Raw genomic sequence first — 6,000 nt, 5'->3', positions numbered from 1 at the left:
CCCCGACACCACCCCCACCTGCGACCCGGACCCCGCCACCGCGCCCGCCGACCAGGAGCAGGCCCGGATCTGGCTGGAGGCAGAGCGCGCCCAGTGGCTCACGGCCCTGGACCGCGCCCAGGGCCGCGGGCTGCACCAGCAGGTCATCGACACCGCCGAAGCGATGCACTGGTTCTCCGACCGCACCCCGCACTGGGAACTGTGGGCCCAGGTCTTCCAATGGGCCGTCAACTCCGCCCGGATCCTTGGTAGTAGACGTGACGAGGCAGTCCACCTCAACTACCTGGCCTGGGCCTACAACATGTGCCTGTACGATCACGCCTCCGCCCTGACCACCGCGCAGGACGCGCTGGGCGCGGCGCGCGAGAGCGGCGACCAACTCCAGGTCGGCTGGGCCCTGGGTTACGCGGCCGGAGCCCTTCACCGGCTCGGACGGACCGAAGAGTCCATCACCCGACTCCAAGAAGCCGCGCACCACCTCAACCATCAGACCGGCGCGCCAAGCCGCCTTGCCGAACTGACGGTGCTCAACACCCTCGGCCAACACATGCGTCAGGTCGGTCGTGCGCCCGAAGCCTTGACCATTCACCGACGCAGCGAGGCCATATGCTGCGCCGGCGTCCCTGGAAAGCCACCAGAACTGATCGGCCTCTACCTGGCGGTGACCCGCCAGCACATCGGCAACGACCTTGCGGCCCTGCACCGATGGAACGACGCGGAGGACCCGCTGCGCTACGCGCTCACCCACTTCGAGGCGGCCCGCATGCCCGCCTGGAGCGAACCGGCACGCCTCGACCTCGGCATCGTCCTGCACCGTCTCACCCGCCACCACGAAGCCCACACGACCCTCACCATCGCCCACGACGCCCTCGTCCGGCTGAACAACCCCCGCCAGGTCGAGGCCGCCAACGAACTCCACGAACTCAACGAGGTGTTCGACGTCGCCGGCCATTCCACCGACTCCGATGGCTCGGACACGCGTCCGCCGAACCGGTCCCGACTCAGGTGATCAGGTCCCGTGCGGTTCGACTGAGGTCGTCGCTCACACGGGGTCGCGAGTCATGCGCACATTCGGCAGTCTTCCTCGCCAGATCTCGCGCTCGGTCGTGGTCCAGAATCCGTGGCGCTCGTAGAACCGGATGGCTTGCACGCGGTACTCGGTGACCCACAGCCGCATGGGTGAGGTGCCCGCCCAGGTGAGGAACTCGCCCATCATTCGGCCTCCGACACCTTGGCCCCGGGCCACGTCGAGCAGATACATCGGCCCGAGGGTGACCACCTCGTCCCGGGGCCACAGAGGAAGCCGACGATCTCCGTTTCGGAGCGGGCGACACGGCAGTGGAGCTGCTCCGGTCGCTGCTTGGCCGCCTCGATGAACTCCCGCCACTGGGCGATGCCTTGCGGTGTGGCGGACACGCCGCGGTGTTCACGGATCCAGGTCTCATCGATCCCTGCCGCCTGGTTGGAGCCGTACGCAGGACTGGCCCACTCGGCGTGGCACTCCCCTGAGAGCGCCAGAACCGCGATGGGCGTGACGGGCGTGACGCGGCCCGGCCACCGCGTTCGGCGCTCGGCGTGTTCGTCGTCAGTCGCAGGTGGCCTGGTAGAGGGTGGTCCAGAAGTCGTGGATGAGCCGCGCCGAGTCCGGGGTGGACATTCCGACCTGGGTGAGCAGGATTCCGGTGAGTTGGTGGTGCGGGTCGGCGTAGGCGGTGGTGCCGGTGCCGCCGTCCCAGCCGAACTGGCCGAGGGGCCCGTAGTCGCCACGGTGGGTGCGTACCGCCATCCCGAAACCCCAGCCGCCGTGCTGTCCCTGACCAGCCGTCATGTGGGCGATGTTCCTGTACATGGTGTCCCGGGCGGCTTGCTGTCCGGGTGCGAGGCGGTTGGTGGTCATCAGCTCGACGGCCGGCCGGGACAGGATCCGTTCGCCCCCGTGCGTCCCGTGGTTCAGCAGCATCCGGAAGTAGACGTGGTAGTCGTCGACGGTGGAGACGAGCCCGCCGCCGGCGCCCTGGAACGCCGGAGGCCGGCTGGACCTTCCGCCGGCCGCCTCGTCCCACACGAGGAACTCGCCGGTCCGAGGATCGGGCCCGTACAGGGGTGGCAGCCGGTCGATCTTGTCGGCGGGTACGTGGAAGGCGGTGTCCTTCATTCCCAGGGGATCGAGGACGCGTTCGCGCAGGAACGCCTCCAATGGCCGGCCCGTGACCCTGGAGACGAGAACGCCGAGCACCTCGTTGGAGAGGTCGTACTGCCACCGTTCGCCGGGCTGGTACGACAGCGGCAGCTCACCGAGGCGGCGCATCCACTCGTCCGGGTCGGGCGCCGGCCCGGATGCCACGCTGTAGTCGAGGCGCTCGAAGGTCGCGGCCCTGATGGGGGAGTCCATCGACTCGAAGTCCACTCCGAGTCCGAAGGTGGAGGTCAGCAGGTCCCGTACGGTGATCGGCCGCCGTGCCGGGACGGTGTCCTCCAGTGGGCCGTCGGGCCGCTTCAGCACGCGCCGGTCGGCGAGTTCGGGCAGCCACGGATCCACGGGGTCGTCCAGCCGCAGCCGGCACTCGTCGAGCAGCACCATCGCCGCCGCCATCGTGACCGGTTTGGTGGTGGACGCCATCCGGAAGATCGTGTCCCGGCGCATCGGCGGGCCACCGTCGTGGCGCATCGTCCCCATCGCCTCGACGTGAGTCTGGCCGCCACGGCCGACCAAGGCGACGAGCCCGGGAATCCTCTTGGACTCCACATGCCGTGCCAGCACGTCGTGAAGTCTGCTCAGTCCTGCTTCGGAGAAGCCGCTGTTGTTCGTTTCCATCATGAATCTCCTTGTCCACGGTGCTCGATCCACGGCTTCTTTCGCCGGCCGGCCGGCCCCTTGAGGCGGCCATGCGAGGAGCGTGCACCCTGACCCAAGGTCAAGGTCAACACGTGTCGCGATCAGGGAGTCGTCAGGGGCCCGGGTCCTGACCGGCGCCGTTCGCAGGAGTCCCGTCGCCCGACCAGCCGTTGGTCGCGGTTTCGCGCCGGCCGGTACGCCGAGATCGCCATCCGGGCCCACGAGCTGAACGCGGGCCTGGGCCCGTACCTCGACACGTTGACCCTCCCGGTGCGATCCCTGGTGCGATCCTTGGTCGCCTCGGACGCCGACCTCGACGGCGAGGCGATGACCTGGAACGGATGCGCGATACCCTCGCCCCTGTGACGGCCCGCGACCTCCACCTCAAGGTGAGCGCGCAGGCCTTCGGCGACCACGGTTCGATCCTGCGCGAGGACCACCGTGCCGACGTGTTGCGCGAGACCGCGGCAGCCCACGATGGAGCCGCCCACGATCCGGAGGTGAGCTGAGCCGATGGCAGACGGACTCACGATCGGTCAGGCGGCGGCGTTCGTCGGCGTCACGATCAAGACCGTGCGGCACTATCACCGGCTCGGCCTGGTCGCCGAGCCGGAACGTGACGGTTCCGGCTATCGGCGCTACGGATCGGGTGACCTGCTCCGGATGGTCCAGGTCCGGACCCTGGCCGGGGCCGGCGTGCCGCTGGCCGAGATCGGTGACCTGCTCGACGCCGACCCCGAGCGGTTCGCCGCCGCCCTGGACGATGTCCATCGTCGACTCACCGAACGGATCGAGGACCTGATCGGGCGCCGCGACACGCTGCACCGGCTCGCACATGGCGACCGGGTCCTGCTGCCCGACCGGGCCTGCGCGGTCTTGGACCGACTCACCGAACTCGGCTTCCGTCACGACTACGTGGCCACTCAACGGGAAGCCCTGGTGCTGACCCGGGCGCTGGTCCCGGAGATCTTCGACACCTTCCTGACCAGGCTTGAACACGGTCTCGACGATCCCGAGTTCGTCGAACTGACCAAGATCGGCTCGGATGCCACGTCCTGGGACCCCGACGACCCGCGGATCGAGGAGCTGGCGTCCGCACTGACCGACAAGCTCCTGGCCAACCCCACACCACTGACGATGCCGACCGGGTCTCGAAGCCGCTCCGACACCGCCTCCCGGTACGGACTGGTCAACCGCCACCGGGAAGACCAGGCGCCGGCCATCGCCCGGCTGAACGCGCTGATCGAGGCGAACCTGCGCGCAGCCGGCATCGACCTCCCGCATCAGTGACGGCCACCCTGTGGAACCGGCGCCGCGCCGGGACACCCACCCCACCGCGTCGGGACCGGGCGTGACCGCTCCACGAAGGCACGATCACAAGACACGCACCACACCGCGCCGTGGCGGTTGATCCTTCACCCGAAGTCATCGCCACGAACCCCATGATGTTGGATGGCGGCATGGTGAGACGCAAGAAGGTGAGGAAGAAGCGGCTCGTCCTCGGCATTCCGAAGGGGATCGTCCTGTTGGGGACGCCGGAGGGCTGGCGCACCAGCGTCCACACCATGGACGGGGGAATACTTTGCGGGCGCCTGAGCGTGCCGATCAACAGTGACTCGCAAGACGCCCGGGACGCGGCTGCGGCGATGGTGACGGAACTCGCGCGCGACTGCCACGACATCGACGTCGAGGTGAACTGGGATCCGCCCGACGAGCCCTGGTCGTGGACCGCCCACGTCACCACCCTCACCGCCGAAAGCGAACCTCCGTCACCGGACACCGCAGGTCAAACGGCGAGCTGAGCAGGGGCCCCATCCCGACCACGTGTCCCGCGGGCATGGGCATGGGCATGGCATGGGCGAGTGCGGCAGGGCGTCAGGGCGTCAGTGTGACGGGGTGTCGAACGCGCCGGCCTCGTCGTGGTCCAGCCGGGTCTACTCGCCGCCACGGGGACGCCATCGGGCTGCTTGCGGGACGGAGACGGCCGCTCCCCAGACCCAGGCGACGAGACCCACCACGGTGACGGCCGCGGCGAACGGAGTTCTCGTCCCACGACGACAAGGCCCTCATGGCGGTCGGCCGGGCCGGCACCCATTGGAGCTTCGCCTTCGAAGGCGACGGCGATACGAGTGACGGGCTGGAAGGCCGCGTATGTCGGGATCGTTCCCCGATCCCACCTCGACGGGATGACGGTCGAAGCAGATACTCGGCGGCGTCGACAGCACTTCAGGGAGTCGAAGGCGGGTCCGACCAACCTGGTGGCGGTCGACACCCTTGGACGGGTGGTGGGTTGGGCTTGCTTCGGGCCCTTTCGCGGCGCCGGAACACCTGCGGCCACGGGTGAGCTTTACGCTCTGTACGTTCAGCCCTCACTCATCGGGTCCGGAATCGGCCGCACACTGCTCGAAGCGTGCATGCCCACGCACTTGCCCGCGGTCTCGACCGGATGCGGTTGTGGGTCATCGACGAGAACACCCGAGCACATCGTTTCTACGAGCGGGCTGGCTACGTCGCCGATGGCGCAGTCCAGGCTGACGACTATGACGGAGTGTCAGTGTCCGAAGCCCGATACCAGCGGACCCTGAAGGAACAGCTCCTGTAGCCGGAGCAATGTCTCCGCCACGACGCTGGACTGTCGCCCGCACCCGGATCGGTACTGGTTCCGCGAGCGCTGGACTACGTGGTCGACTCGCTCGATCGGCCGGCTTCCGCTTGCAGCTTGCGAGCTCGTTCGGCCGGGTGGTAATCCGGCCCGACACCTTCGATCAGCAGTAGGTCGCCTTCGATGTGGTCGGTACGCAAGCGCAGGATGCTCCGATAGGCCAGAGAGTCGTACCAGGCACGGGCATCGTCCAGACTGGGGAACTCGATCAGCACCATGCTGCCGGGCCACGTGCCCTCCACTACTTCGGCCGGCGGACCGTGGATGACGAAGCGGCCGGCGTAAGGGTCGAGGGTGTCCTGGATGCGCTCCAGGTACTCGATGACGTCGGAGTGATTCCGGCGGCTGCGGAGATGAGCGAAACCGTAAGCGGGCACCACGGGTTTCCCTTCGTGCGGGGGTGTGAGCGATGACCGCGAACGTAGCCGAGAGCGGTCGGGCGGTGCGATTACCCCGGAGGTAATTGCCACCGGTGCCACGCACGCCACGTTGCGGCAGGTGA

The 6,000-nt window shown here is 68.5% G+C and carries 7 protein-coding genes and 1 pseudogene; 5 read left to right on the top strand and 3 right to left on the bottom strand.

What is annotated here, in order from left to right; translation table 11 throughout:
- The coding region (locus ADK55_RS31165; RefSeq protein ID WP_159041612.1) for a tetratricopeptide repeat protein at positions 1 to 1,009 on the top strand (1,009 nt) is incomplete at its 5' end.
- A gap of 33 nt (positions 1,010 to 1,042) precedes the next feature.
- Here ADK55_RS31165 and ADK55_RS31160 read toward each other — a convergent pair.
- Complete coding sequence (locus tag ADK55_RS31160; RefSeq protein WP_053683572.1) at positions 1,043 to 1,279, bottom strand: GNAT family N-acetyltransferase; 237 nt, start codon at positions 1,277 to 1,279, stop codon at positions 1,043 to 1,045.
- A gap of 306 nt (positions 1,280 to 1,585) precedes the next feature.
- Positions 1,586 to 2,815, bottom strand: a complete 1,230-nt coding sequence (locus tag ADK55_RS31155) for a serine hydrolase domain-containing protein (RefSeq protein WP_053683570.1) — start codon at positions 2,813 to 2,815, stop codon at positions 1,586 to 1,588.
- A 383-nt stretch (positions 2,816 to 3,198) separates the two neighbouring features.
- On the opposite strand from ADK55_RS31155, the gene ADK55_RS38905 reads away from it, so the two are divergent.
- The 4 genes and pseudogenes from ADK55_RS38905 to ADK55_RS35620 all read left to right on the top strand — a co-directional run bounded on the left by ADK55_RS38905 (position 3,199) and on the right by ADK55_RS35620 (position 5,438).
- A complete protein-coding gene (locus ADK55_RS38905; protein WP_159041610.1) occupies positions 3,199 to 3,345 on the top strand; it encodes a hypothetical protein in 147 nt (48 codons plus the stop codon).
- A gap of 4 nt (positions 3,346 to 3,349) precedes the next feature.
- Positions 3,350 to 4,126 carry a MerR family transcriptional regulator gene (locus ADK55_RS31150; protein ID WP_053683568.1) on the top strand — a complete coding sequence of 259 codons (777 nt, stop codon included), beginning with the start codon at positions 3,350 to 3,352 and terminating at the stop codon, positions 4,124 to 4,126.
- Positions 4,127 to 4,236: 110 nt separating this feature from the next.
- The gene (locus ADK55_RS31145) at positions 4,237 to 4,638 is read left to right on the top strand and encodes a hypothetical protein (RefSeq protein WP_159041609.1); all 402 of its coding nucleotides are present in this window, start codon (positions 4,237 to 4,239) and stop codon (positions 4,636 to 4,638) included.
- A gap of 384 nt (positions 4,639 to 5,022) precedes the next feature.
- Positions 5,023 to 5,438, top strand: a pseudogene (locus tag ADK55_RS35620) (GNAT family N-acetyltransferase).
- A 74-nt stretch (positions 5,439 to 5,512) separates the two neighbouring features.
- Here the strand turns inward: ADK55_RS35620 and ADK55_RS31135 are convergent.
- The gene (locus tag ADK55_RS31135) at positions 5,513 to 5,878 is read right to left on the bottom strand and encodes a DUF1330 domain-containing protein (RefSeq protein WP_420713695.1); all 366 of its coding nucleotides are present in this window, start codon (positions 5,876 to 5,878) and stop codon (positions 5,513 to 5,515) included.
- Between the last annotated feature and the right edge of the window lie 122 nt (positions 5,879 to 6,000).

Origin of the sequence: Streptomyces sp. WM4235 (assembly GCF_001279725.1) — a bacterium.
In the GTDB taxonomy this organism is placed as follows: Bacteria; Actinomycetota; Actinomycetes; order Streptomycetales; family Streptomycetaceae; genus Streptomyces.
The sequence above is the reverse complement of the archived record's forward strand: the minus strand, read 5'-3'. Positions and strand labels throughout refer to the sequence as shown.